This window comes from Streptomyces sp. NPDC006283 (assembly GCF_040613325.1).
GTDB lineage: Bacteria > Actinomycetota > Actinomycetes > Streptomycetales > Streptomycetaceae > Streptomyces.
The window spans coordinates 1-22968 of sequence record NZ_JBEXRZ010000079.1; the positions used below are offsets into that span (position 1 = coordinate 1).

At 71.2% G+C, this 22968-nt stretch carries 20 protein-coding genes and 1 pseudogene; 15 read left to right on the forward strand and 6 right to left on the reverse strand.

Annotated elements, in window-relative coordinates; genetic code table 11:
- Positions 1-220 precede the first annotated feature (220 nt).
- Positions 221-518: pseudogene (locus tag ABZ070_RS18160) on the reverse strand (ABC transporter permease); the annotation flags it as partial.
- 399 nt (positions 519-917) lie between these two features.
- Between ABZ070_RS18160 and ABZ070_RS18165 the strand changes: the two are divergent.
- The 7 genes from ABZ070_RS18165 (at position 918) to ABZ070_RS18195 (ending at position 7248) form a co-directional block, all read left to right on the forward strand.
- Positions 918-1220, forward strand: coding sequence for an urease subunit gamma (locus ABZ070_RS18165; protein WP_356634924.1), 303 nt, complete (start codon positions 918-920; stop codon positions 1218-1220).
- 12 nt (positions 1221-1232) lie between these two features.
- Complete coding sequence (locus ABZ070_RS18170; RefSeq protein WP_356634926.1) at positions 1233-1544, forward strand: urease subunit beta; 312 nt, start codon at positions 1233-1235, stop codon at positions 1542-1544.
- Positions 1537-3258: an urease subunit alpha gene (locus ABZ070_RS18175; protein ID WP_356634928.1), complete on the forward strand. Its 1722-nt coding sequence runs from the start codon at positions 1537-1539 to the stop codon at positions 3256-3258. The genes ABZ070_RS18170 and ABZ070_RS18175 overlap by 8 nt, the downstream gene beginning before the upstream one ends.
- Before the next feature lie 76 nt (positions 3259-3334).
- A complete protein-coding gene (locus ABZ070_RS18180) occupies positions 3335-3997 on the forward strand; it encodes an urease accessory UreF family protein (protein ID WP_356634930.1) in 663 nt (220 codons plus the stop codon).
- Positions 3998-4103: 106 nt separating this feature from the next.
- Complete coding sequence (ureG, locus tag ABZ070_RS18185; RefSeq protein ID WP_356634932.1) at positions 4104-4784, forward strand: urease accessory protein UreG; 681 nt, start codon at positions 4104-4106, stop codon at positions 4782-4784.
- 7 nt (positions 4785-4791) lie between these two features.
- On the forward strand, positions 4792-5541 hold the full coding sequence (locus tag ABZ070_RS18190) for an urease accessory protein UreD (RefSeq protein WP_356634934.1): 750 nt from the start codon (positions 4792-4794) through the stop codon (positions 5539-5541).
- 117 nt (positions 5542-5658) lie between these two features.
- Positions 5659-7248 carry an alpha/beta hydrolase gene (locus ABZ070_RS18195; protein ID WP_356634936.1) on the forward strand — a complete coding sequence of 530 codons (1590 nt, stop codon included), beginning with the start codon at positions 5659-5661 and terminating at the stop codon, positions 7246-7248.
- A 64-nt stretch (positions 7249-7312) separates the two neighbouring features.
- Here the strand turns inward: ABZ070_RS18195 and ABZ070_RS18200 are convergent, their stop codons facing one another.
- From ABZ070_RS18200 to ABZ070_RS18210, 3 genes are all read right to left on the reverse strand, one after another.
- Positions 7313-8344, reverse strand: a complete 1032-nt coding sequence (locus ABZ070_RS18200) for an NAD-dependent epimerase/dehydratase family protein (protein WP_356634982.1) — start codon at positions 8342-8344, stop codon at positions 7313-7315.
- 113 nt (positions 8345-8457) lie between these two features.
- On the reverse strand, positions 8458-9195 hold the full coding sequence (locus ABZ070_RS18205; protein WP_356634938.1) for a lysophospholipid acyltransferase family protein: 738 nt from the start codon (positions 9193-9195) through the stop codon (positions 8458-8460).
- Positions 9196-9574: 379 nt separating this feature from the next.
- On the reverse strand, positions 9575-11095 hold the full coding sequence (locus tag ABZ070_RS18210) for a glutamate synthase subunit beta (protein ID WP_356634940.1): 1521 nt from the start codon (positions 11093-11095) through the stop codon (positions 9575-9577).
- Between the two features lie 231 nt (positions 11096-11326).
- On the opposite strand from ABZ070_RS18210, the gene ABZ070_RS18215 reads away from it, so the two are divergent.
- A complete protein-coding gene (locus ABZ070_RS18215) occupies positions 11327-12475 on the forward strand; it encodes a serine hydrolase domain-containing protein (protein WP_356634942.1) in 1149 nt (382 codons plus the stop codon).
- Between the two features lie 135 nt (positions 12476-12610).
- Here ABZ070_RS18215 and ABZ070_RS18220 read toward each other — a convergent pair whose 3' ends face one another.
- On the reverse strand, positions 12611-12784 hold the full coding sequence (locus tag ABZ070_RS18220) for a hypothetical protein (protein WP_356634944.1): 174 nt from the start codon (positions 12782-12784) through the stop codon (positions 12611-12613).
- A gap of 259 nt (positions 12785-13043) precedes the next feature.
- Here ABZ070_RS18220 and ABZ070_RS18225 point away from each other — a divergent pair, with 259 nt between their 5' ends.
- From ABZ070_RS18225 to ABZ070_RS18255, 7 genes are all read left to right on the forward strand, one after another.
- Positions 13044-15464 (forward strand): SpoIIE family protein phosphatase, encoded by a 2421-nt coding sequence (locus ABZ070_RS18225; protein WP_356634946.1) that lies wholly within the window; start codon positions 13044-13046, stop codon positions 15462-15464.
- A 205-nt stretch (positions 15465-15669) separates the two neighbouring features.
- Positions 15670-17139 (forward strand): aldehyde dehydrogenase family protein, encoded by a 1470-nt coding sequence (locus tag ABZ070_RS18230; RefSeq protein WP_356634948.1) that lies wholly within the window; start codon positions 15670-15672, stop codon positions 17137-17139.
- Entirely contained in the window at positions 17136-18710 is a 1575-nt protein-coding gene (locus ABZ070_RS18235) for an amino acid permease (RefSeq protein ID WP_356634950.1), read from the forward strand. Before ABZ070_RS18230 ends, ABZ070_RS18235 begins: the two co-directional genes overlap by 4 nt.
- Before the next feature lie 41 nt (positions 18711-18751).
- The gene (locus tag ABZ070_RS18240; RefSeq protein WP_356634952.1) at positions 18752-20314 is read left to right on the forward strand and encodes a GMC family oxidoreductase N-terminal domain-containing protein; all 1563 of its coding nucleotides are present in this window, start codon (positions 18752-18754) and stop codon (positions 20312-20314) included.
- Between the two features lies 1 nt (position 20315).
- The gene (locus ABZ070_RS18245; RefSeq protein ID WP_356634954.1) at positions 20316-21260 is read left to right on the forward strand and encodes a nucleoside hydrolase; all 945 of its coding nucleotides are present in this window, start codon (positions 20316-20318) and stop codon (positions 21258-21260) included.
- A 248-nt stretch (positions 21261-21508) separates the two neighbouring features.
- On the forward strand, positions 21509-22195 hold the full coding sequence (locus tag ABZ070_RS18250; RefSeq protein ID WP_356634956.1) for a class F sortase: 687 nt from the start codon (positions 21509-21511) through the stop codon (positions 22193-22195).
- Positions 22196-22296: 101 nt separating this feature from the next.
- Positions 22297-22647: a PRC-barrel domain containing protein gene (locus ABZ070_RS18255; RefSeq protein WP_356634958.1), complete on the forward strand. Its 351-nt coding sequence runs from the start codon at positions 22297-22299 to the stop codon at positions 22645-22647.
- 103 nt (positions 22648-22750) lie between these two features.
- Here ABZ070_RS18255 and ABZ070_RS18260 read toward each other — a convergent pair whose 3' ends face one another.
- Positions 22751-22960, reverse strand: a complete 210-nt coding sequence (locus ABZ070_RS18260) for a DUF6381 family protein (RefSeq protein ID WP_356634960.1) — start codon at positions 22958-22960, stop codon at positions 22751-22753.
- Positions 22961-22968 lie beyond the last annotated feature (8 nt).

Here is a 22968-nt window from a genome sequence, read left to right on the forward strand (position 1 = left end):
GGTGAGGCGGGACTCGATTCCGTAGATCATGCGGGGATCGTCGCACGGGGAGTCCCGGCGTGGTCAACGGGTTTTCGCGGGCGACCGTCGTCCTGGCGAGGGAGCGGCAGCGCGCTCCTGCAAGGGTGCTGCCGCACGGGTCACCGGACCGCAGCGGAATGACACCGTTGTCCGCACCTGGGTTCCGGGCCGAGCCGTGCCGAGGCCTTGAGTGTCTGTCGAGCATCTGTGCGACGACCGGTGAGGCTCCTGACGCGGTCAGCGCTCGCGGACCTTCCGGGCCGGGGACGACCGCCCGTATACGACCCGGTCCTCGATCGCGGTCGGGCGGCGGCCTCGTCGTCATACCGGTGGACGTCGAAGGCGCCCTCGCGCTGCTCGAGCCGCTGCCCCAGCGGGGCAGCCGCCGCGGCCGGCCCCGGGGGCGCATTCCTCGGCGCCGTACGGGCGCGGAGCCAGGCTAAGGCCCACATGGCCGGCGCCATCACGGCCGGGACCAGGATCATCACCGCGATCATGTGACGCGTCGGCGTAGGGGACTCAAGGAGCTTCCTGCGCAGCAAGGAGCAGCTGAACGCGGCCATCGCCGACGCGGCGTTCAGCTGAATCCGCACCGCGTTCGCGGAGGCCGCGGAGACGCCCGCCGCCCACCCCCGACGTGCTGCTCAGGCGGGTGCTGCGCCGCATGCCCGTGGAGGAGGCGCTCTTCGGGGACGTCCGTGGGGAGGTCCTCGAGCGGGCTGTCCGCCCTGATGTCCATGCGGGATCCCAAGATCAGTTAACGCGCCGGAAAAATCTGCGCCCTAACGTTCAACCCCTGGTCGTGAGATACCCGCGGGCTGGTCAACGAAGTGTTGAAGCGCGCTACGGTCCATCGCGCCCATACGGTTACGGCCGGACGACAGTGAGGTGGACGCGTGCAACTCTCCCCGCACGAGCAGGAACGCCTGCTCATTCATGTGGCCGCCGACGTGGCCGAGAAGCGCAGGGCGCGCGGGGTGAAGCTCAACCACCCCGAGTCCGTCGCCCTCATCACCTCGCACATCCTCGAGGGCGCCAGAGACGGCCGCACCGTCGCCGAACTCATGGCGTCGGGGCGCAAGGTGCTCACCCGCGACGACGTCATGGAGGGCATCCCCGAGATGATCCACGACGTCCAGGTGGAGGCCACCTTCCCCGACGGGACCAAGCTCGTCACCGTCCACGACCCGATCGTCTGAGAGGCGGGGCGCATGATTCCTGGAGAGATCCTCTTCGGCGACGGGCCGATCCGCCTCAACGAGGGCCGCGAGACCAGTCGCCTCACCGTCGTCAACGCCGCGGACCGCCCCGTGCAGGTCGGCTCGCACTACCACTTCGCGGAGGCCAATCCCGGCCTCGACTTCGACCGCTCCGCGGCCCGGGGCAAGCGGCTGAACGTCGCCGCCGGCACCGCCGTGCGCTTCGAGCCGGGAATCCCCGTCGAGGTCGAACTCGTGCCGCTCGCCGGGCGCCGGATCGTCGCCGGGCTGCGGGGAGAGACCGGGGGGCGGCTCGATGGCTGAACTCCACCGCGCCGTGTACGCCGATCTGTTCGGCCCCACCACCGGCGACCGTATCCGCCTCGCCGACACGGACCTCCTTGTCGAGATCGAGGACGACCGTTCCGGTGGGCCCGGGCGCGCCGGTGACGAGGCGGTGTTCGGCGGCGGCAAGGTCATCCGCGAGTCGATGGGACAGTCCCGGACCACGCGGGCGGAAGGCGCGCCCGACACCGTGATCACCGGCGCCGTGATCATCGACCACTGGGGGGTCGTCAAGGCCGACATCGGCATGCGCGACGGCCGGATCTGCGGCATCGGCAAGGCGGGCAACCCCGACACCATGGACGGTGTCCATCCCGACCTCGTCATCGGCCCCGAGACCGAAGTCATCGCCGGCAACGGGAAGATCGTCACCGCCGGAGCCATCGACGCGCACGTCCACTTCATCTCGCCGACCGTCGTCGAGCAGGCGCTCGTAACCGGCGTGACCACCCTCGTCGGCGGCGGGACGGGACCGGCCGAAGGGACCAAGGCGACCACGATCACGCCCGGCCCGTGGCACCTCGCCCGGATGTTCGAGGCGCTGGAGACCTACCCCGTCAACATCGGCCTGCTCGGCAAGGGCAACACCGTCTCCCGCGACGCCATGTACTCCCAACTGAGGGGCGGCGCCCTCGGATTCAAGATCCACGAGGACTGGGGGGCGACCCCCGCCGCCATCGACGCCTGCCTGACCGTCTGCGACGAGACCGGCGCACAACTCGCCATCCACACGGACACGTTGAACGAGGCGGGCTTCGTCGGCGACACCCTCGCGGCCATCGCGGGCCGCACTGTCCACGCGTACCACACGGAGGGCGCGGGCGGCGGGCACGCTCCCGACATCATCACCGTCGTCTCCGAGCCGCACGTGCTGCCCAGCTCGACCAACCCGACCCGGCCGCACACCGTCAACACCATCGAGGAACACCTCGACATGCTGATGGTCTGCCACCACCTCAACCCGGCCGTGCCCGAGGACCTCGCCTTCGCGGAGTCACGTATCCGGCCCTCCACGATTGCCGCGGAGGACGTCCTGCACGACCTCGGTGCCATCTCGATCATCTCCTCCGACTCGCAGGCCATGGGACGCGTCGGGGAAGTGGTCATGCGCACCTGGCAGACCGCGCACGTGATGAAGAAGCGCAGGGGCCCGCTCGCGGGCGACGGGCGCGCCGACAACCACCGGGCACGTCGCTATGTCGCCAAATACACGATCAACCCCGCGGTCGCACAAGGGCTGGACGGGGAGATCGGCTCGGTGGAGACCGGCAAGCTCGCCGACCTCGTTCTCTGGGAGCCGGCGTTCTTCGGCGTGAAGCCCCAGCTGGTACTCAAGGGCGGACAGATCGCGTACGCGCAGATGGGCGACGCCAACGCCTCGATCCCCACGCCTCAGCCGGTGATGCCGCGGCCGATGTTCGGCGCGCTGGGGCGTGCCGCTGCCCGCAGTTCGTTCAACTTCGTCGCCCCGGCGGCGATCGAGGACGACCTGCCGGGGCGGCTCGGCCTCGACAAGAGGTTCGTCCCCATCAGGAACACCCGGCGGGTGACGAAGGCGGACATGCGCGAGAACGACGCCATGCCGCGGGTGGAGGTCGACGCGGACACGTTCTCCGTGACGATCGACGGCGAAACGGTGGAGCCCGCTCCCGCCGCCGAACTGCCCATGGCCCAGCGGTACTTCCTCTTCTGATGCGGCAGGTGGATCCGATGCGCCCGATGTCGCATGCCACACAGGGGATGCCGCATGCCGTACGAAACGCGGCGTCATGAGCAGCGCCGCGCTGCTCGTGCTCTGTGACGGGCGGTTCCCCGCCGGCGGGCACGCGCACTCCGGTGGCGTCGAGGCCGCGGTGAAGGCGGGGCGTGTCCAAAACGCCGACGACCTGGCGAGGTTCTGCCGCGGCCGGATGCACACCACGGGGCTCACCTCCGCCGGACTCGCCGCCGCGGCCGCCCTCGGGCACGACCCCGTGAGCCTTGACGCCGCCGCGGACGCACGCACGCCGTCGCCCGCATTGCGGGCCACTGCCCGCAAGCTGGGCAGGCAGCTGCTCCGCGCGGCGCGGGCGGCCTGGCCGGGCAGCGAACTCGACGCGCTCGCGTCGGCGTTCCCGCGCGGAACGCACCAGCCGATCGTCCTCGGCACCACGGCCCGCGCGGCGGGCCTCGGTCCCGTCGACGCCGCGCACTGCGCGGTCTATGAGGCGGTCGGCGGTCCCGCCACGGCGGCGGTGCGTCTGCTCAGCCTGGACCCGTTCGAGGCGACCGCCGTCCTCGCCCGCCTCGCCCCCGAGATGGACGAGGTCGCGGCACGGGCGGGCGCCGCCGCGCGCGAGGGAGTCGAGGGCCTTCCGGCCGCATCGTCCCCCTTGCTCGACATCACCGCCGAGCAGCACGCCGCGTGGCCCGTCCGCCTCTTCGCGTCATAGACCCCGTCCTGGAGCCCGGTTCGGGAGCCCCCGTCCCGGGCCCCGTTCCGCAGTTCCGTCCAAGAACCCGGCCCCGAGCCCCCGACCACCAAGGAGCCGCACCCGCATGCACCTCGACCACATCCGTCACGACGCCCCCGCCGCCGTCGGCGCCGACGCCGCGCGCCCCGACGGCACCCGGCGTGCCCTGCGGATCGGGCTCGGCGGACCCGTAGGCTCCGGCAAGACCGCCACCGTGGCCGCCCTGTGCTCGGCGCTGCGCGACAGGCTCTCCATCGCGGTCGTCACCAACGACATCTACACCCGTGAGGACGCCGAGTTCCTGCTGCGCCATGCCGTCCTGCCGCCCGAGCGCATCCAGGCCGTCGAGACCGGCGCCTGCCCGCACACCGCCATCCGCGACGACATCTCCGCCAACCTCGAGGCCGTCGAGGACCTGGAGGACAGCGTCGGCCCGCTCGACCTGATCCTCGTCGAATCCGGCGGTGACAACCTCACCGCCACCTTCTCCAAAGGCCTCGTCGACGCGCAGATCTTCGTCATCGACGTGGCGGGCGGCGACGACATCCCCCGCAAGGGCGGCCCCGGCGTCACCACCGCCGACCTGCTCGTCGTCAACAAGACCGACCTCGCGCCGTACGTCGGCTCCGACCTCGCCCGCATGGCCGACGACGCGAAGGCGCAGCGCGGAGAACTGCCCGTTGCCTTCACGTCGTTGCGCGAGAACGACGGCATCGCACCCGTCGCCGACTGGGTGCGGGCACAGCTTGCCGCCTGGACCGCCTGAGCACCGGATGAGCGTCCACGCCACGGCGCGCATCGTCGCCGACCGCACCGGCCTGCCCGTCCTCACGAGCGACGGACCGCTCGCGCTGCGCCGTACCCGCTCCACAGGACCGCACCAACGGGTCACCGTCGTCGGCGCCATGAGCGCGCCGCTCGGCGGTGACCGGCTCGCCGTCGAGGCCGACGTACGTGACGGCGCACGGCTCACCGTCGACGCCGCCGCCGCCACGATCGCCCTGCCCGGACCGACCGGGGAGCACGCACGCCACGACGTCACCCTGAGCGTCGGCGAGGACGCCGAACTGCACTGGCTTCCCCAGCAGTTGATCGTGGCACGCGACAGCGACCTGGGTATGCACACCCGGGTCCGGCTTGCGCCGACCGCCCGGCTCGTGCTGCGCGAGGAGCAGATCCTCGGGCGTCACGGGGAGGAGCCGGGAACCCTCACCTCGCGCCTCACCGTCCACCGCGCGGGCCGTCCTCTGCTGGACACCGAGCTCGCCTGCGGCCCCGGAGCACCCGGCGGATGGGACGGCCCGGCCGTGCTCGCAGGCCACCGGGCCGTGGGCCAACTCCTCGTCGTGGACCCCGCATACGAGGGCCGGCCTGCCGAACCACGGCCGCTGGGCGCAACCGCGGCGCTGACTCCGCTCGCCGGCCCCGCCGTTCTGGTGACCGCGGTGGCGGCGGACGCCCTGGCCCTGCGGCGCGTACTCGCCGACGCCCAGCAGGGCTTGCTCGCCCGGCTGCACCGGTGAGCGGACCTGCCGCACCGGTTTCCGTTCGGTAAAGAACACCTGTACGGGCTGTCGCCCGAGCCCCTGGAGACGGAAAGATCCCCCGGACGACACGACCACAGCAGGGGGAGTTTCCACGTGAGGCGCACAGCAGTGCTCGGCTCGGCCGGCACGCTCATCGCGGGCACGCTCATCGCGGGCGCGATAGCGGCCCCGGCGGCGACCGCGGACAGCGGCGACCGGGGCCGCGACCACGGCCGCTCGGAGGCGCACGGTGTCCGGCTCGCCGCGGAGCGGGCCGCGAAGAAGGGCATCGACTGGGCGGACTGCCCGGCGGACTGGGGGCTTGCCAAGCCCATCCGGTGCGGCACGGTGAGCGTTCCGCTCGACTACGCGCGCCCGAACGGCAAGCAGATCAAGCTGGCTGTCGACCGCATCGGCAACACCGGCACCGAGGCGGAGCGCCAGGGCGCCCTCGTCTACAACCCCGGCGGCCCCGGCGGCTCCGGTATGCGTTTCCCGACCCGGGTCACCGGTAAGAACCCGGTCTACGCCGACATGGCCAAGGCCTACGACTTCGTCGGCTTCGACCCCCGGGGCGTCGGCCACTCCACGCCCATCTCGTGCGTGGACCCGCAGGAGTTCGTCAAGGCTCCGAAGCCCGACCCGGTGCCCGACAGCGAGGCCGACAAGCGCGCCCAGCGCAAGCTCGCCGCGGAGTACGCCGACGGATGCGCCGAGCGCAGCGGCTGGATGCTGCCGCACATGACCACACCGAACACCGCGCGCGACCTGGACGTCATCCGTGCCGCCCTCGGTGAGAAGAAGCTCAACTTCCTGGGTGTCTCCTACGGCACCTACCTCGGCGCCGTGTACGCGACCCTGTTCCCGGGCCACGTCCGGCGGATGGTCGTCGACAGCGTGGTCAACCCGTCGCGGGAGAAGATCTGGTACCAGGCCAACCTGGACCAGGACGTCGCCTTCCAGATGCGCTGGAACGACTGGAAGGCGTGGGTCGCGAAGAACGACGCCACGTTCCACATCGGCGACACGCCGGACAAGGTCGAGCAGCAGTGGGTGAAGCTGCGGGCCACCGCCAAGAAGGAACCGCTCGGTGGCGTCGTCGGCCCGGCCGAGCTCATCGGCTTCTTCCAGAGCGCGCCGTACTACGACTCCGCCTGGGTGCCCGTCGCCCGTACCTGGAGCAAGTATCTCGCCGGTGACACCCAGGCGCTGGTGGACGCGGCCGCGCCCGACCTGTCGGACACCGCGGGCAACATCTCCGCGGAGAACGGCAACGCCGTCTACACGGCGGTCGAGTGCGCCGACGCCAAGTGGCCCACCAGCTGGAAGAAGTGGGACCGCGACAACACCAGGCTGCACAAGGACCACCCGTTCATGACGTGGGCCAACGCCTGGATGAACCTGCCGTGCGCCACCTGGTCCGCCAAGCAGCAGACGCCGGTGGAGGTGAGGACCCGCAAGGGCCTGCCGCCGGTGCTGATCGTGCAGTCCGAACGTGACGCCGCCACCCCGTTCGAAGGCGCCGTCGAGCTGCACGAGCGGCTCAAGGGCTCGCGCCTGATCGTGGAGAAGGACGCCGGTTCGCACGGTGTGACCGGCCTGGTCAACCCGTGCGTCAACGAGAGGGTCGACGCCTACCTGCTCAGCGGCGAACTGGACGGTCGCGACGTGATGTGCGAGCCGCACGCCACGCCGAAGCCGTAATACAGGCAGCGGCAGACGGGGAAGGGGCGGCCGGAGGTACGGCCGCCCCTTCCTTCGTGTGCCGTCAGCCGCCGGACCTGTGCTGCTTCAGCCAGGCGTCCTCGTCCGGGTAGTTGAACAGGGCGTCCCGACCGTAGTTCTGCGCCATCTTCGGAAAGGCCTCCGTCCACTCACGGCCGTGCAGCTGCGCGGCCAGCCACTCCACCGTGGCCGGCAGCGACTCCTCGTACGTGGTGACGGCCCTGTACCCCAGCTCCCGCTCCGCGGCGCTCATGTCGTACACCACCGGGTGCGCTCCGGACCACGGCGTCTCGCCGACCGAGTGCGAAGGGGGCGGCCCGTCGATCAGGACGGTCTCGGACCGGTGGCCGAGCACCGCGTCGATCGCGTCGCCGATCGCGGAGACCGTCGGCGCCTCGGGGTCGCCCGCGTTCAGTACGCGAGAGCCCGGCCGCAGCGCCGCCAGCCGGATCAGTTCGGCCACATTGGACACGTGCACGGGATGGAACCTGCTGAGGCCGCCGTACGCCAGCACACGCACCGGCCGGCCGTCCAGAGCCCGCTTGACGAAGTACAGTTCCCGCGGCGTGCGGCAGTAAGGTCCGTGGATCGCGCCCGCCCGCAGCAGGGTGACCGGCAGCTCGTCACCGGCCGTCAGCAGATCCCGCTCCAGCGCCACCTTCCTGGTGCCGTACGTCGAGTCGCCGGGCGCCACCGTGGACTGGGTCTCGGGGATGGGCACCGGGCAGTGCGGAAAGCCGTCGGGGAGGCCCTGGGTGTCGAAACTGCGACCGTGGTCGTCCTCGTAGACCGCGCCGCTGGAGACGACGACGGCCGAACCGACCCGGTCCGCGAGCGCCCTCAACTGGCGTGCGTGGCCGGTGTGGAAGGCGACCATGTCGACGAGGACGTCACAGCCGTCGCCCACCGCGGCGGCGAGTGCCGCGTCGTCCTCCCGGTCGACCTGTACCGTTCGCACCTCGCTCGGCCAGTCCGCGTCCCGCGCACCGCCGCGTGAGGCCGCCCGCACCTCCCAGCCGTCCGCCGCGAGGGCACGGACCGCCGCCCGCCCCACCTGTCCTGTCGCGCCCAGCACAAGGGCGCTCCCCCCGGCCGTACGCGTGTCATTTCTCCGACGAGTCATGTCGGGCACGTTAGGCGGCCCGTACGGTGGTGCCCAGGAAAATTAGCCGACCGCAGATTTGCGCCTCAGTCGCGGCGCCCGGGGAACTTCTTCGGCTGCCTGCCGCGCAGTTCCTGCTTCTCCTGCTCCTGCTGCTCGGCCTTGACCTCCGCGGCGTAGCGGTCGACGTATTCCTGGCCGGACAGCTCGAGGATCGCGTACATGATTTCATCGGTGATCGCCCGGATCGCGGCCTTCTCGTTCTCCATGCCCGCGTACCGGGAGAAGTCCAGCGGCTCCCCGAACCGGACCGTCACCCGCTTGATCTTCGGGATGACCTGCCCGGGCGGCTGGATCTCGAACGTCCCCACCATCGCGCACGGCACGACGGGCACCCCGGCCCGCAGCGCCATCACCGCGACCCCGACCTTGCCCTTGTAGAGCCGGCCGTCATGCGAACGCGTGCCCTCCGGATAGATCCCCAGCAATTCGCCCTTCCCCAGCACCCCGAGGCCCTCCCGGATGGCGGCCTGACCGGCCTCCTTGCCGGAACGGTCCACCGGAATCTGCCCGGCACTGCGGAAGAACGCGGCCGTCAGCCGGCCCTTGAGGCCGGGGCCGGTGAAGTACTCGGCCTTGGCCAGGAACGTGATGCGCCGCTTGAGGATCGCCGGCATCAGGAAGTGGTCGGAGAACGACAAATGGTTGCCGGCGACGATCGCCGCGCCCTCGTCCGGGATGTGCTCCAGTCCTTCGATCCGGGGCCGGAAGAGCAACCGCAACAGCGGCCCGATGAGGACGTACTTGAGCACGTAGTAGAACACGGTGTCTCTCCCCACTCTGCCCGGTCGGCTCTGGAGCCGCGTTCTGCGAGGTCACAGTATGCAATGACGGGCTCGGTCGATCTACGTCCGCGGCGTCTGCGGCCGATTTTCGTCAGGTGCGCTTGAGGTGCGGGTGCACTCATGCCGACTCCTGGCGACTCATTTGACAGACCATCACGTCCCCACGGCGGAGCGGAAGGCCCCGGCCGTTGTGATGATCGATCGTAGCCCGAGGGGCTCCGCCTGCCGGGGCCACTGCCCCCATGCCCGACCCGGCGGGGCACACCCGTACCCGACACGATGGGGCACAGAAGACGCCGACCCACTCTCTCCTCGAGCCCGGATGCCGACGTGGCACACCGTCAGGCGGGCCGGTGCGTCACGGCCTGAGCGGCTGGTCCGTGGCCGCGATGGGGGAGGGGAGTTCGGTGGTGCCGGTCAGGTAGCGGTCCGTCGCGGCTGCGGCCGATCGGCCCTCCGCGATGGCCCACACCACCAGGGACTGGCCACGCCCCGCGTCGCCCGCGACGAAGACGCCGTCCGCCATGCCGGGGGCAGCCGGCCCGGCCCCCCTTCCGTGCCCCTCTCCCGGCCGAGCCGCGAAGCCAGCGTCCCGCGCGAAGTTGCCGCGTGCGTCGAGCGTGAGTCCGAGCTGCCGGACCAGCCCGGTGTCGCGTTCGGGGCCCGAGAACCCCAGCGCGAGCAGGACCAGATCCGCGGGCAGAACCCGCTCGGTGCCCGCCAGTGGTCGCCTGGCCGACGGCTCGACTTCCGTCAGACACAACGCGCGCACGCCCCCGCTCGCGTCCCCTTCGAAGCGCATGGTGGCCGTGGAGAAGGTCCTCGGGTCCGTGCCGTCCCGCCCACGGGCCTCCTCGTGGGCATGGGAGATCCGGTAGATCTTGGGGTAGACGGGCCACGGCTGGGTGTCCGGCCGGACGGGCGCCGGCTCGGGGTTGATGTCCAGCTGCACCACCGACGCCGCGTCCTGGCGCAGCGCGGTGCCGAGGCAGTCGGAGCCGGTGTCGCCGCCCCCGATGATCACCACGTGCCGGCCCGCGGCGGTCACGAGCGGCTGGGCGCAGTCGCCCTCCGAGACCCGGTTCGACGCCGTCAGGTAATCCATGGCCTGGATGATGCCGTTCAACTCCCGCCCAGGAACCGGGAGTTCGCGCGCCAGTGTCGCTCCGACGGCGACGACCACCGCGTCGTGGCGGGTCCTCAGCTCGGCCACGTCGAGATCGCGGCCCACGTCGATCCCGCAGCGGAAGACCGTGCCCTCCGCCTCCATCTGCTCGATGCGCCGGTCCAGGTGCCGCTTCTCCATCTTGAACGCGGGGATGCCGTAGCGGAGCAGACCGCCGACCCGGTCGGCGCGCTCGTAGACCGCGACGGTGTGGCCCGCGCGGGTCAGCTGCTGCGCCGCGGCCAGGCCCGCCGGTCCTGAACCCACGACGGCGACGGTCCTGCCGCTGTGCCGCTGCGGCGGGAGCGGCGACACACAGCCCTGTTCCCACGCCTGATCGGCGACGGCCTGCTCCACGTTCTTGATCGTCACCGGCTCCGCGTTGATCGAGAGAACGCATGCGTCCTCGCACGGCGCCGGGCACAGCCGGCCGGTGAACTCGGGAAAGTTGTTCGTGGCGTGCAGCCGCTCGGCGGCGGCGGACCAGTCACCGTGGGCGGCGTACACGTTCCACTCGGGTATGAGATTGCCGAGCGGGCAGCCGTCGTGACAGAAGGGAATGCCGCAGTCCATGCAGCGCCCCGCCTGCCGGGAGACGACCGGCAGCAGAGTCTGCCCCGCGTACACCTCGTGCCAGTCGCCGAGGCGCTCGTCGGTGGGGCGCCCGGGTATCGGCTGCCGGGGAGTCTTGAGAAAGCCGAAGGGGTCGGTCATGTCGCCCTCTGCATCGCTGGCTCAGGATCCGACAGGGCGTTCTCATCAGCCTACGCCCGGGAAAGAGGCCGGGCGACGCCGCGATCTCAGTGAGCCCTGGGCCACCGGCCGTGAGGTGCCGGAACAGCGGGTGGCCCTGCCTGCACTTGGAGATCATGCCGCCCGCCGCGCCGATGATTCTCCGGCGCGGCGGCAGTCTCCTCCAGGACACGCGCTTGAGAGGGTGGAGCCATGGCCGATCTGCACGACACGCTGAGCACGCACGTCGGCAAGGGCTCGGTGCCCGGTGCCGTGGGGCTGATCGCCCGGGGGAAAAGCGTCGAGGTGGCCGCCGTCGGGACCGTCGACCTCGAAGGCGCCGCCCCCGTGGCCAGGGACTCGCTGTTCCGCATCGCTTCCCTCACCAAGCCCGTCGTGGCCGCCGCCGTGATGATGCTGGTCGAGGAGGGCCGCGTCACGCTCGCCGACCCGGTCGGCGAATGGCTGCCGGAGCTGGCCTCACCGCATGTCGTCCGTACGCCGGCGAGTCCGGTCGACGACGTCGTGCCCGCGGTCCGGCCGATCACCGTCGAGCATCTGCTCGGCTCCCGATCCGGACACGGTTTTCCGTCCGACTTCTCGTTGCCCGCAGTCGCGCCGCTGGTCGGCGAGCTGAAGCAGGGCCCGCCCCAGCCGCAGCTCGTGCCCCCGCCGGACGAGTGGATGGCGCGGCTCTCCCGTATCCCGCTGCTGCACCAGCCCGGCGACGGCTGGCTGTACAACACCAGTTCCGACCTCCAGGGTGTGCTGATCTCCAGGGTGACGGGCCGGCCGCTCGGAGAGTTCCTGACCGAGCGGATCTTCGAGCCGCTCGGCATGGTGGACACCGCCTTCGCCGTACCGGCCGGCGAACTCCACCGCTTCACCTGCTACTACCGCACCGGTCCTGAGGGCGGGCTGCACCTGGCCGACCCCGGCGACGGACAGTGGAGCAGCCCGCCGTCGTTCCCGTCAGGTGCGGGCGGACTGGTGTCGACGCTCGACGACTGGCTGGCCTTCGGGCGGATGCTCCTCGCCGAGGGCGCGGTCGGCGATCGCCGCCTGCTGAGCGCGGCATCGGTGCGGCAGATGACCACCAACCATCTGACGCGTGCCGAGCGCGAGGCCGCCGGCCTGTTCCTGGAGGGAATGGGCTGGGGCTTCGGCGGCTCGGTGGACGTCGAGCCGGTCGAGCCGTGGAGCGTGCCGGGACGCTACGGCTGGGTCGGCGGCACCGGTACGACGGCGCACATCACGCCGTCGACGGGCACGGTCACACTGATGTTCAGCCAGGTCGAGATGAGCGGGCCCAATTTCCCGGCGTTGATGCGGGACTTCTGGGAGTACGCGGCCGGCGCGTAGTTCCCTGGCTGCGGCCGGGACGAGGGCGGCAGGATCCGAACGAGAGCCTCTGCCCCGTGCGGCGCGGCAGCCGCGGCGCAGAGGCGGGGCCCGGCGCATCTGGGCCCCGCCCCTGTGCACACCGTGCGGGCGCGGTCAGTGCTTGAAGCCGTCCTTCGTCTTCTCCTTGGCCTCACGGGCCTTGCCGCGCGTCTCCAGGGCGGCGCCCTTCGCGGCCGTGGTCTCCTTGCCGACCGCGTGGGCCGCCTTGCGTACGGCCTTCCCGACCACCTGCTCGGCCTTGGCCTTGGCCTTTTCTCCGGCGCTCATCTCGGTCCTCTCGTCGTTCGTCGACGCTCACCGACTCGACTGCCCCGCCCCTCCGGGCCAAAACAGCAGCCCATGCCCCGGTGCGGCCCGCCCGCGGCCGTCCCGGAGGGACGCTGCCCGGGATCGCGTGGAGAACCCCGGACGACACGAAGCGCACCGCGCCCTCGGCGGCGGTTTTGCGGACGGAGGGCCGGCCGTGCGATTGTGCCGCCGCCTGCCCGGGCGGATTCTGTAACTGATGAACCAGGCCGGTGGTGCCATGAGCTCGCCGAACACGGCCGGGAGCGCCGACTTCCGTGGCCCCCTCAACGTCACGAGGGCGGCCATCGCGGTCCTCGACGCCCAGAACACCGTGGTCGGCTGGAGTTCCGATGCCGAGACGCTCCTCGGTTGGGCCCCGCGCGAGATCATCGGCCGGCCCCTGGACACCTTCCTGTCGCTCCCCGCGACGGCTGAGCCGGACGGGACCGGTGCCGCCGCGCGGACCGACGGCACACGGCGGAGCGACGCCCGGCTGGCCGTCCACCGCGACGGCCACCGGATCCAGGTCGCCACGGCCACCTGCCCCCTGACCGGGTCCGGCACCGGCGCCCAGGTGATCGCCGTGGCGGAGCTGCGGGTCATGCGGCAGTGGGAATCCCGGCTTGCCATGCTGCAGGGGCTCGCCACCCAGTCACCCATCGGGCTGGCCATCTACGGCACCGACCTTCGCCTGACCTGGAGCAACAGCGCCTATGAGCGGGAGATCGGGCGACCGCTCGAGGAGTACCTCGGCAAGCGGGCCGACGAGCTCTACGCCACGGGCAGGTTCGTGACGAAGGGATACCCGGAGACGCTCGACGCGGTCATGCACCACGTGCTGGACACCGGCGAGCCGATCCTCGACCTCCACTTCCGCGGCGAGCAGCCCAGCGACCCCGGCAAGGACCACCTGTGGTCCTGCTCCTACTACCGCCTCACGGACGAGGACGGGAACGTCCTCGGCATCTGCGAGGACGCCTTCGACATCACCGACCGTTACGAGGCGCAGCGCCGACTGGACCTGCTCGTCAAGGCCGGACGCAGCGTCGGCGGCGCTCTGGACGTGGTGCGGACCGCCGAGGAGATCGCCGAGGTGGCCGTCCCGGACTTCGCCGACAGCGCCACCGTCGACCTCGTCGAGGCGGTGCTGGACGGGGAGCTGCCCGCGGCCGGCGGCGCGCCGAAGGCGTCACTGGTACGCATTGCCTCCCGGCCGGCCGCCGGGGAGGAACGCGGGGGCCCGGGCCGAGCCCGGTGGGCCGGCGGCCGGCCCGCCGCCGTGGTCCATCCGCCGGGAACGCCACAGCACCGCGTCCTGGCCTCCGGTGGCCTCGCCCTCGACGGCGACACCCTGGCGGTGCCCCTGCGGGCAGGCGGCAGCCTGTTCGGCCTCATCACCTTCGTACGCGCCGACCGCGCGGTCGCCTTCGACAACGGCGAGGTGGCGCTGGCGGACGAACTGGCGGCCCGCGCGGCAGTGAGCATCGACAACGCGCGTCGCTTCACCCGGGAACGGACCGCCGCGCTCACCCTGCAGCAGCAGTTGCTGCCCCGCCACGTGCCCCGTCACTCCGCGGTCGATGTGGCGCACCGCTATCTCCCCACCGACGACGTGACGGGAGTGGGCGGTGACTGGTTCGACGTCGTCCCGCTGTCGGGCACCCGGGTCGGACTCGTCGTCGGCGACGTCGTCGGCCACGGCCTGCACGCGGCGGCCACCATGGGGCGGCTGCGCACGACGTTCAGCGCCCTCGCGCAGCTGGACCTGGCCCCCGACGAGCTGCTGAAGCGACTCGACGACCTGGTGGGCCAGTCGGGCGAGGACGCGGAATCACCGGACGGCGCGCCGGAAGCCGCCGCCTTGTCCCGCGACGACGTGGCGACCGGCGCCACCTGTCTGTACGCGGTCTACGACCCGGTCTCGCGGCGTTGCGTGATGGCCCGGGCCGGACACCTGCCGCCGGTGATGGTCGACCCGGACGGCCGAGTCGGCCACATCGAGCTTCCGGCGGGTCCTCCGCTGGGTCTCGGGGGCCTGCCCTTCGAGAGCGCCGAGTTCGAACTGCCGGTGGGCAGCCTGCTGGCACTGTTCACCGACGGCCTGGTGGAGTCCCGGGACCACGACATCGAGCACGGGATCCGCCGCCTGGGAAGGGTGCTCAGCGACCGCACGGCGTCTCTGGAGGATCTGTGCGACCGGGCCGTGGCCGACCTCCGCGCCCGGGGCGCGACAGCGGACGACACGGCGCTGCTGCTGGTCCGTACCCGGGAACTGGAGGCCGGGCGGATCGCCGAATGGGAGTTCCCCGCGGAGCCGGCCACGGTGGGCCGGGCGAGGGAGCTGGCCGCTGAGCAGGTGGCCGAATGGGGCTTCGAGGAACTCTCCTTCTCCGTCCAGCTCATCGTCAGCGAGCTGGTGACCAATGTGATCAAACACGCCGGCGGTCCGCTGCGCCTGCGCCTCATCCGCGACCGCCGTCTGCTGTGCGAAGTCGCGGACACGGGTCACACTTCACCGCACCTGCGGCACAGCGCGGCGGACGACGAAGGAGGCCGCGGCCTGTTCATCGTGGCCCAGCTCGTGCAGAGATGGGGCACGCGCTACACCGAGTCGGGAAAGACGATCTGGACGGAACAGCCCCTGCCCTCGAACGAATGACCGCTTGTGGGGGGCTCGGACAGTCGCCCGGCCACGGGGAAGCCGACACGGCGGCATCGCTTCCGCTGCGAGATGCGGCGGGTCTCTCTACTGTCGATGCAGAGTGTGTCCACGGCGACGTGCCGACAGCAAGTGCGCGGCAAGGCGCGCGCCGACCGAGGCGCCCTCGGACGTCCGTCGCCCAACCGACCCTCGGAGGCCCCCCATGCCGGAGCTGTTCATCGGCGGCGCCTGGACCGCCGCAGCGGAGGGAGGCACTCGTGAGATCCGCTGCCCGGCCGACGGCACACTGGTGGCGACGGTCGACGAGGCCGGCCCCCGGGACGCGGCCGCCGCCGTAGCCGCCGCACGCGAGGCCTTCGACACCGGACCCTGGCCCCGCACGCCCGCCGCCGAACGCGGGGCGCTGCTCCTGCGCGTCGCCGACCTGCTGCAGCGCGACAAGGCCGACTTCGCCCGCGCCGAATCCCTCGACACCGGCAAACGCCTGGTCGAGAGCGAGTACGACATGGACGACATAGCCAACTGCTTCCGCTACTTCGGCAACCTCGTGGCGGCAGGCGGCGGCAACCGCATCGTCGACACCGGCGATCCCGGCGTGGACAGCAGGGTCGTCCACGAACCGGTCGGCGTCTGCACGCTCATCACGCCCTGGAACTATCCGCTGCTGCAGACGGCGTGGAAGGTGGCCCCCGCTCTCGGCGCCGGCAACACCTTCGTCCTCAAGCCCAGCGAACTGACCCCCCACACCGCCGTCATGCTGATGCGTCTGCTCACCGAGGCCGGACTCCCCGCGGGGGCCGCGAACCTGGTGCTCGGCGCGGGTGCGGTCGCCGGAGCGCCGCTCACCGAGGACCCGCGCGTCGACCTGGTCTCCTTCACCGGCGGGCTGGCCACCGGCCGCCGCATCATGGCCGCCGCCGCCCCGACCGTGAAGAAGGTCGCCCTGGAACTCGGCGGCAAGAACCCGAACATCGTCTTCGCCGACGCCGACTTCGATGCCGCCGTGGACTACGCCCTGACGGCGGTGTTCCTCCACTCCGGCCAGGTCTGCTCCGCGGGCGCGCGGCTGCTGGTCCAGGACGAACTGCACGACGCGTTCGTCGCGCAGATCGTCGAGCAGGCGCAGGCCATCGTGCTGGGCGGCCCGTTCGACGAGAACGCCCGCTCCGGCCCGCTGATCTCCGCCGCCCACCGCGACAAGATCGAGGCGTATGTCGCCGCCGGTCTCGCCGAGGGAGCGGTGCTGCGCTGCGGCGGCGCCCGGCCCGAGAACCCGGAACTCCAGGACGGCTTCTACTATCTGCCGACCGTGCTCGACGAGTGCGACACCCAGATGTCCGTCGTCCGCGACGAGTCGTTCGGCCCGGTACTCACGGTGGAGCGCTTCCGCGACGAGCGGGAGGCGGTGGCCCTCGCGAACGACACGGTCTACGGGCTGTCGGGAGCGGTGTGGACCAAGGACACCGGCAAGGCGCACCGGGTGGCCTGCCGGGTACGCGCCGGCACGGTGTGGATCAACGACTTCCATCCCTATGTGCCGCAGGCCGAGTGGGGCGGCATGAAGCAGTCCGGCTTCGGCCGCGAACTCGGCCCGGCCGGACTGGCCGAGTACCAGGAGGCCAAGCACGTCTGGCACAACCTCTCACCGACGCCCCAGAGGTGGTTCGCATGAGCAGTGACGACAGCGCGCCGTCCGGGGACCGGAAACCGTCGGCCGCGGCCGAGCACGACGACTCCTCGCTCGAGGAACTGGGATACAAGCCCGAACTCAAGCGCACCCTGGGCAACTTCCACACCTTCGCCGCGGGGGTCAGCTACATCTCCATCCTCACCGGCACCTTCCAGCTCTTCTATTTCGGCGTCAGCTTCGGCGGCCCCGCGTACTGGTGGTCCTGGCCGATGGTCTTCGTGGGCCAGCTGATGGTGGCCCTGTGCTTCTGCGAGCTGGCCGCCCGCTACCCGGTCGCCGGGTCCGTCTACAACTGGGCCAAGCAGATGGGCGGCCCGCACGTGGGCTGGCTCGGCGGCTGGATGATGATGACCGCCACCATGGTGACGCTGTCGGCCGTCGCGCTCGCGTACCAGATCACGCTGCCGCAGATCGACGACTGGTTCCAGTTCGTGGGCGACGGAACCGGCCCGACCGACGCCGCTGCCAACGCCGTCCTGCTCGGCACCGTCCTCATCATCTTCTCGACCCTCGTCAACGCCTTCGGCGTGGGCCTCATGGCCCGTATCAACTCCGCCGGCGTCTTCATCGAACTGATCGCCGCCGTCGCGCTGATCGTCTTCCTGGCGGTGCACATCACCCGTGGCCCCGGCACGGTGCTGACCGACACCCACGGCCTCGGTGCCGATCAGCCCGGCGGCTATCTCGCCGCGTTCCTGACCGCGTCCCTCGCGTCGGCGTACGTGATGTACGGCTTCGACACGGCGTCCTCGCTCGGTGAGGAGTCCCACAACCCGGGCCGCAACGCCCCGCGCGCCATCCTGCGCGCCCTCGTGGCGTCCTTCGTCATCGGCGGCCTGATCCTCCTCTTCGCCCTGATGGCCGTGCCCGACCTGGCCTCGAAGGAACTGTCCACGGGCGGCCTGCAGTACGTGGTGCTGGCGACGCTGGGCCCGACGATCGGCGAGATCTTCCTCTGGTGCGTCGTCGTCGCCATCACCGTCTGCGTGCTCGCCGTCCATGCCGCCGGGATCCGGCTGATGTTCGCCATGGCACGGGACAACAACCTGCCGGCCGGTTCGGTTCTCGCCCGTGTCAGCCCGCGGTTCCACACCCCCGTCGTGCCCGCGGTGCTGATCGGTTGCGTGGGCGTCGTCATCCTCGTCATCAACATCAACCAGCCGCAGATCTTCTCCGTGATCACGAGCATCGCGATCATCATGATCTACGTCGCCTATCTCATGGTCACCGTGCCGCTGCTGGTCCAGCGGCTGCGCGGGCGGTGGAAGCCCGCAGAGGGCCGGTTCTCCCTCGGCCGTCTGGGGCTGCCGGTCAACGTGCTCGCCGTGCTGTGGGGCGCGGCCATGTCGATCAACCTCGCCTGGCCGCGCGCCTCCGTGTACAACGCGTCCGGGCCGCAGCACTGGTATCTGCGGTGGGGCGCCTTCCTGTTCATCGGCGTCGTCGCCCTCGGCGGGTTCGCCTACTACTGGTTCGTTCAGCGGCACCGGACGGGTGTGCTCGCCGAACACGCCGCGCAGGCGGCGGAGATCGGCGACCCGACCGCTCCCTGATGCCCGCCCGTCCCCCGCCCGCCCGACGCCCTGGAGAAGCCATGACCGTGGACAGCCCACTGCCCGAGTTCGACTACGTCGTGGTCGGCGGCGGCACGGCAGGTGCCGTCGTCGCCGCCCGGCTCACCGAGGACCCGGACACCAGCGTCTGCGTGGTGGAGGCGGGCCCCTCGGACGTCGACGACGACAACGTGCTCCGGCTCGAGCGGTGGATGGCCCTCCTGGAGTCCGGCTACGACTGGGACTATCCCGTCGAGCAGCAGGAGAACGGCAACAGCTTCATGCGCCACGCACGGGCCAAGGTGCTCGGCGGCTGCTCGTCCCACAACTCCTGCATCGCCTTCTGGGCGCCCGCGGAGGACCTGGACGACTGGGAGGCGACGGGCTGCGCGGGCTGGAGCGCGGCGGACTGCTTCCCGCTCTACCAGCGGCTGGAGACCAACGAGGCCCCGGGCGACCACCACGGTCGCTCGGGGCCGGTCCATCTGCGTACCGTGCCGCCCGACGACCCCTGCGGCCGCGCCCTGCTGGCGGCGTGCGCGGCGGCGGGGATCCCGACGACGCCGTTCAACACCGGCACCACGGTGGTGCGAGGCGCCCACTGGTTCCAGATCAACGCTTTCCCCGACGGCACCCGGGCGTCGTCCTCGGTCTCGTACCTGCATCCCGTCCTCGGCAAGCGGCCGAACCTGGAAGTGCTGACCGGCCTGCAGGCCAGGCGGCTGCTGTTCGACGGCGACGGGCGCTGCAGCGGTGTGGAGTTCCTGCGGCCGGACACCATCCACACGGGTGCGGTCGCCGCCCGGCGTGAGGTGATCGTCTCCTGCGGGGCCATCGACTCGCCGAAGCTGCTGATGCTGTCCGGCATCGGCCCCGCCGGTCATCTGCGGGACGTCGGGGTGGACGTGCGGGTCGACGCCCCCGGTGTCGGGTCCCACCTCCAGGACCATCCGGAGGGGGTGATCATGTGGGAGGCGAAGCAGCCGATGGTGAGTTCGTCCACGCAGTGGTGGGAGATCGGCATCTTCGCCGACACGGAACAGGGCCTGGACCGGCCCGACCTGATGTTCCACTACGGTTCCGTGCCCTTCGACATGAACACCTACCGCTGCGGCTATCCCACCTCGGACAACGCCTTCTGCCTCACCCCGAACGTGACCCGTGCCCGTTCGCGGGGAACGGTGCGCCTGCGTACCCGCGACTTCAGGGACAAGCCGAGGATCGACCCCCGCTACTTCACCGACGACCACGACATCCGGGTGATGACCCACGGGCTGAGGCTGGCACGCGAGATCGTCGCGCAGGCCCCGATGGCCGCCTGGGCCGGTGCGGAACTGGCACCCGGACCGGGGGCCACGAGCGACGAGGAACTCCTCGCCTACATCCGCGAGACGCACAACACCGTCTACCATCCGGCGGGAACGGTCCGCATGGGCCCCGACTCCGACGCGGACTCACCGCTCGACGCCCGGCTGCGGGTCAAGGGCGTACGGGGACTGCGCGTGGCCGACGCGTCCGTGATGCCGTTCCTCACCACCGTCAACCCGTGCATCACCACCATGATGATCGGTGAGAAGTGCGCCGACATGATCAAGGCGGGGTGACGTGCCCGTCCCCGTCATCATCGACTGCGACCCGGGCCACGACGACGCCCTCGCCCTCGTCCTCGCGGCGGGCGACCCCGCGGTCGACCTGCTGGCGATCACCACCGTCGCCGGAAACCAGACAGTCGACAAGACGACACTGAACGCCCGCCGCATCTGCACCGTCGCCGGAATCACCGGCGTCCCCGTCGCCGCCGGCTGCGCCCGGCCACTCGTCCAGCCGCTGCTCGTGGCGGACGACGTCCACGGCGAGTCCGGACTCGACGGGCCCGCCTTCGGCGAGCCGACGGTCCATGCGGTGCCGCAGCACGCGGTCGACGTCATGCACAGGGTCCTGACAGAACATCCGGAACCGGTCACGCTCGTCCCCACCGGCCCGCTGACCAACGTGGCACTGCTGCTGACGCGTCACCCCGACAGCGCCGCACACATCCGGGAGATCGTGCTCATGGGCGGCTCCACCGGCCGCGGCAACAGGACACCCGCCGCCGAGTTCAACATCCACGTCGACCCCGAGGCGGCGCACACCGTCTTCACCAGCGGGCTCCCCGTCACCATGTGCGGGCTCAACGTCACCCACCAGGCGCTCGTCACCCCCGAGGTGCTGGCCCGTCTCGAGCGGCTCGACACCCGGCTGTCCCGTATCTGCGCGGAACTGATGACGTACTTCGCGTCGACCTACCGTCGGCTGTGGGGGTTCGCCGCACCTCCGCTGCACGACCCCGTCGCCGTGGCGCGCGTCATCGACCCGGAGATCGTGCGGTGCGTCGACGCGAACGTGGTGGTCGAACTGCACGGCCAGTACACGCGGGGGGCCACCGTGACCGACCTGCACCAGTACCTGGACCGGCCCGTGAACGCACAGGTCGCGGTGGAGCTCGACACCGAAAGATTCTGGGACCGGGTGGTCGCGGCGGTCGACGCCCTCGGCGGCCGTGCGTCCTGACGCCCGCTGTCGCCGGATCCGGCGGCGATTACGCGCGGCGCGCGGTCCGGCCGGGTGAACTCCGTACCGGCCGTCACCCGTCGGGCCCACCCGATCGCTCGTATGCCGCCCTCTGCGGTGGTGGGGGACCGCGAACGTGCCGAAGGTGATTCAGGTCGCCACTGCCGGCCCGAGGGAGCCGGTGCACCGAAGGACGGCGCGGGCAGCGGCGAACTCAGACGACGTCAGCAGCGAAAGGGTTACGTCCCATGGCCGTGCAGCAGCAGTCGAAGGATACGAACGAGCAGCCCGCCCGGCCTACGCTCGGACGCTCCCTCCTCTGGCCGGCGGCAGCGGTCGGGATGGGCATCCTGCTGATCTACAACGCGGTCGACCCCGTCACGGACGGCAAGAGCGCCGCCCCGCCCGCCCTCTCCGCTCCGTCGTCGACGGCCACCGCGCCGCCCGAGGTACTGCGCGCGGGACTGCCGCGCTCGGAGCCGACGCGGCTGAAGATTGCGCACATCTCGGTCGACGCGCCGTTCACCCCCCTGTCCATCGGCGCCTCCGGCCGGCTCGACCCGCCGCCCCCGGACGACACCAACCTCGTCGGCTGGTGGCGGGAAGGCGTGACTCCCGGCGAGAAGGGGACCGCGATCGTCGCCGGGCACGTCGACACCAAGACGGGCCCCGCCGTGTTCGCGCAGCTCAGCGAACTCAAGAGGGGGATGCGGGTGGACCTGGTCCGCAAGGACGGCTCCGTCGCCACCTTCGAGGTCGACGAAGTCGACAACTTCAGCAAGTCCGACTTCCCCGACGACCGGGTCTACGCGGACACCCCCGACCCGCAGCTGCGGCTGATCACCTGCGGAGGCGAGTACGACAAGAAGGCGAAGGACTACAAGGAGAACGTGGTGGTGTTCGCGCACCTGGCGTCGGCGACGACGAAGTCCTGACGACGCCGCGGATCACGGGCTGCGCGGCCGTGTGAAGGCGCGGCGGCCCGGGTACCCGCGCCGGTGGTGACGGGGGCCATCGCCGCAGGTGAGGAGGGACCATGGCAGGCGACATGTGGGGGTACCCGGAGACGGCGCAGTATGTCCCGGGGGCGCAGCTCGTCGGGTACTCGGTCGAGGCGTCCGACGGCTCGATCGGCAAGGTCGACAAGCACACCGAGGAAGTCGGCCGGTCGTATCTGGTCGTCGACACCGGGCCATGGATCCTCGGCAGGCGGGTCCTGCTGCCCGCGGGGCTCGTCTCGCGCATCGACACCGCGAACGAAACCGTGCAGGTTGCCGCCACGAAGGCCGAGGTCAAGGACTCGCCGGATTTCGAGAGCGGCAAGCACGAGGACGATGCCGACTACATCACGCTCATCGAGAGCCACTACGCCAACCGGCACATGTGAGAGCCGCCCCGGTGGTCGGGGCCCTCCTGCCGTCGATCCGGCCGTTGGCCCGCCGTCGATCCGGCCGTTGGCCCGGCGGCGGTGCTGTTGCGTCCCGTCGGGGCTACTGCGGGCCCTCTTCGTCGATGTCGTCGTACAGCGCGTCGGCCTCCCGGCGAAGCTCCGCCTCGCTGCGCGACCGCAGGCGCTCGGCGCGGTAGCGGAGCCGTTCCGCCTGCTCTGGGTTCTCGGCGCGGCGGGCCTGCTGGAAGAGCTGCTCGGCCTTGTCCCGGTCGTGTTCCGCGTGCACGCGGTGGCTGTCGTGCTCCGGCATGACGTCCT

Excerpts from the sequence above, each read along its gene's own strand:
- ABZ070_RS18180 (WP_356634930.1), top strand. The coding sequence starts at position 3,335 with ATGAGCAGCGCCGCGCTGCTCGTGCTCTGTGACGGGCGGTTCCCCGCC.
- ABZ070_RS18220 (WP_356634944.1), bottom strand. The coding sequence starts at position 12,784 with ATGAGCGCCGGAGAAAAGGCCAAGGCCAAGGCCGAGCAGGTGGTCGGG.
- ABZ070_RS18215 (WP_356634942.1), top strand. The coding sequence starts at position 11,327 with ATGGCCGATCTGCACGACACGCTGAGCACGCACGTCGGCAAGGGCTCG.
- ureG (WP_356634932.1), top strand. The coding sequence starts at position 4,104 with ATGCACCTCGACCACATCCGTCACGACGCCCCCGCCGCCGTCGGCGCC.
- ABZ070_RS18255 (WP_356634958.1), top strand. The coding sequence starts at position 22,297 with ATGGCAGGCGACATGTGGGGGTACCCGGAGACGGCGCAGTATGTCCCG.
- ABZ070_RS18235 (WP_356634950.1), top strand. The coding sequence starts at position 17,136 with ATGAGCAGTGACGACAGCGCGCCGTCCGGGGACCGGAAACCGTCGGCC.
- ABZ070_RS18240 (WP_356634952.1), top strand. The coding sequence starts at position 18,752 with ATGACCGTGGACAGCCCACTGCCCGAGTTCGACTACGTCGTGGTCGGC.
- ABZ070_RS18175 (WP_356634928.1), top strand. The coding sequence starts at position 1,537 with ATGGCTGAACTCCACCGCGCCGTGTACGCCGATCTGTTCGGCCCCACC.
- ABZ070_RS18190 (WP_356634934.1), top strand. The coding sequence starts at position 4,792 with ATGAGCGTCCACGCCACGGCGCGCATCGTCGCCGACCGCACCGGCCTG.
- ABZ070_RS18260 (WP_356634960.1), bottom strand. The coding sequence starts at position 22,960 with ATGCCGGAGCACGACAGCCACCGCGTGCACGCGGAACACGACCGGGAC.
- ABZ070_RS18230 (WP_356634948.1), top strand. The coding sequence starts at position 15,670 with ATGCCGGAGCTGTTCATCGGCGGCGCCTGGACCGCCGCAGCGGAGGGA.
- ABZ070_RS18170 (WP_356634926.1), top strand. The coding sequence starts at position 1,233 with ATGATTCCTGGAGAGATCCTCTTCGGCGACGGGCCGATCCGCCTCAAC.
- ABZ070_RS18210 (WP_356634940.1), bottom strand. The coding sequence starts at position 11,095 with ATGACCGACCCCTTCGGCTTTCTCAAGACTCCCCGGCAGCCGATACCC.
- ABZ070_RS18250 (WP_356634956.1), top strand. The coding sequence starts at position 21,509 with ATGGCCGTGCAGCAGCAGTCGAAGGATACGAACGAGCAGCCCGCCCGG.
- ABZ070_RS18225 (WP_356634946.1), top strand. The coding sequence starts at position 13,044 with ATGAGCTCGCCGAACACGGCCGGGAGCGCCGACTTCCGTGGCCCCCTC.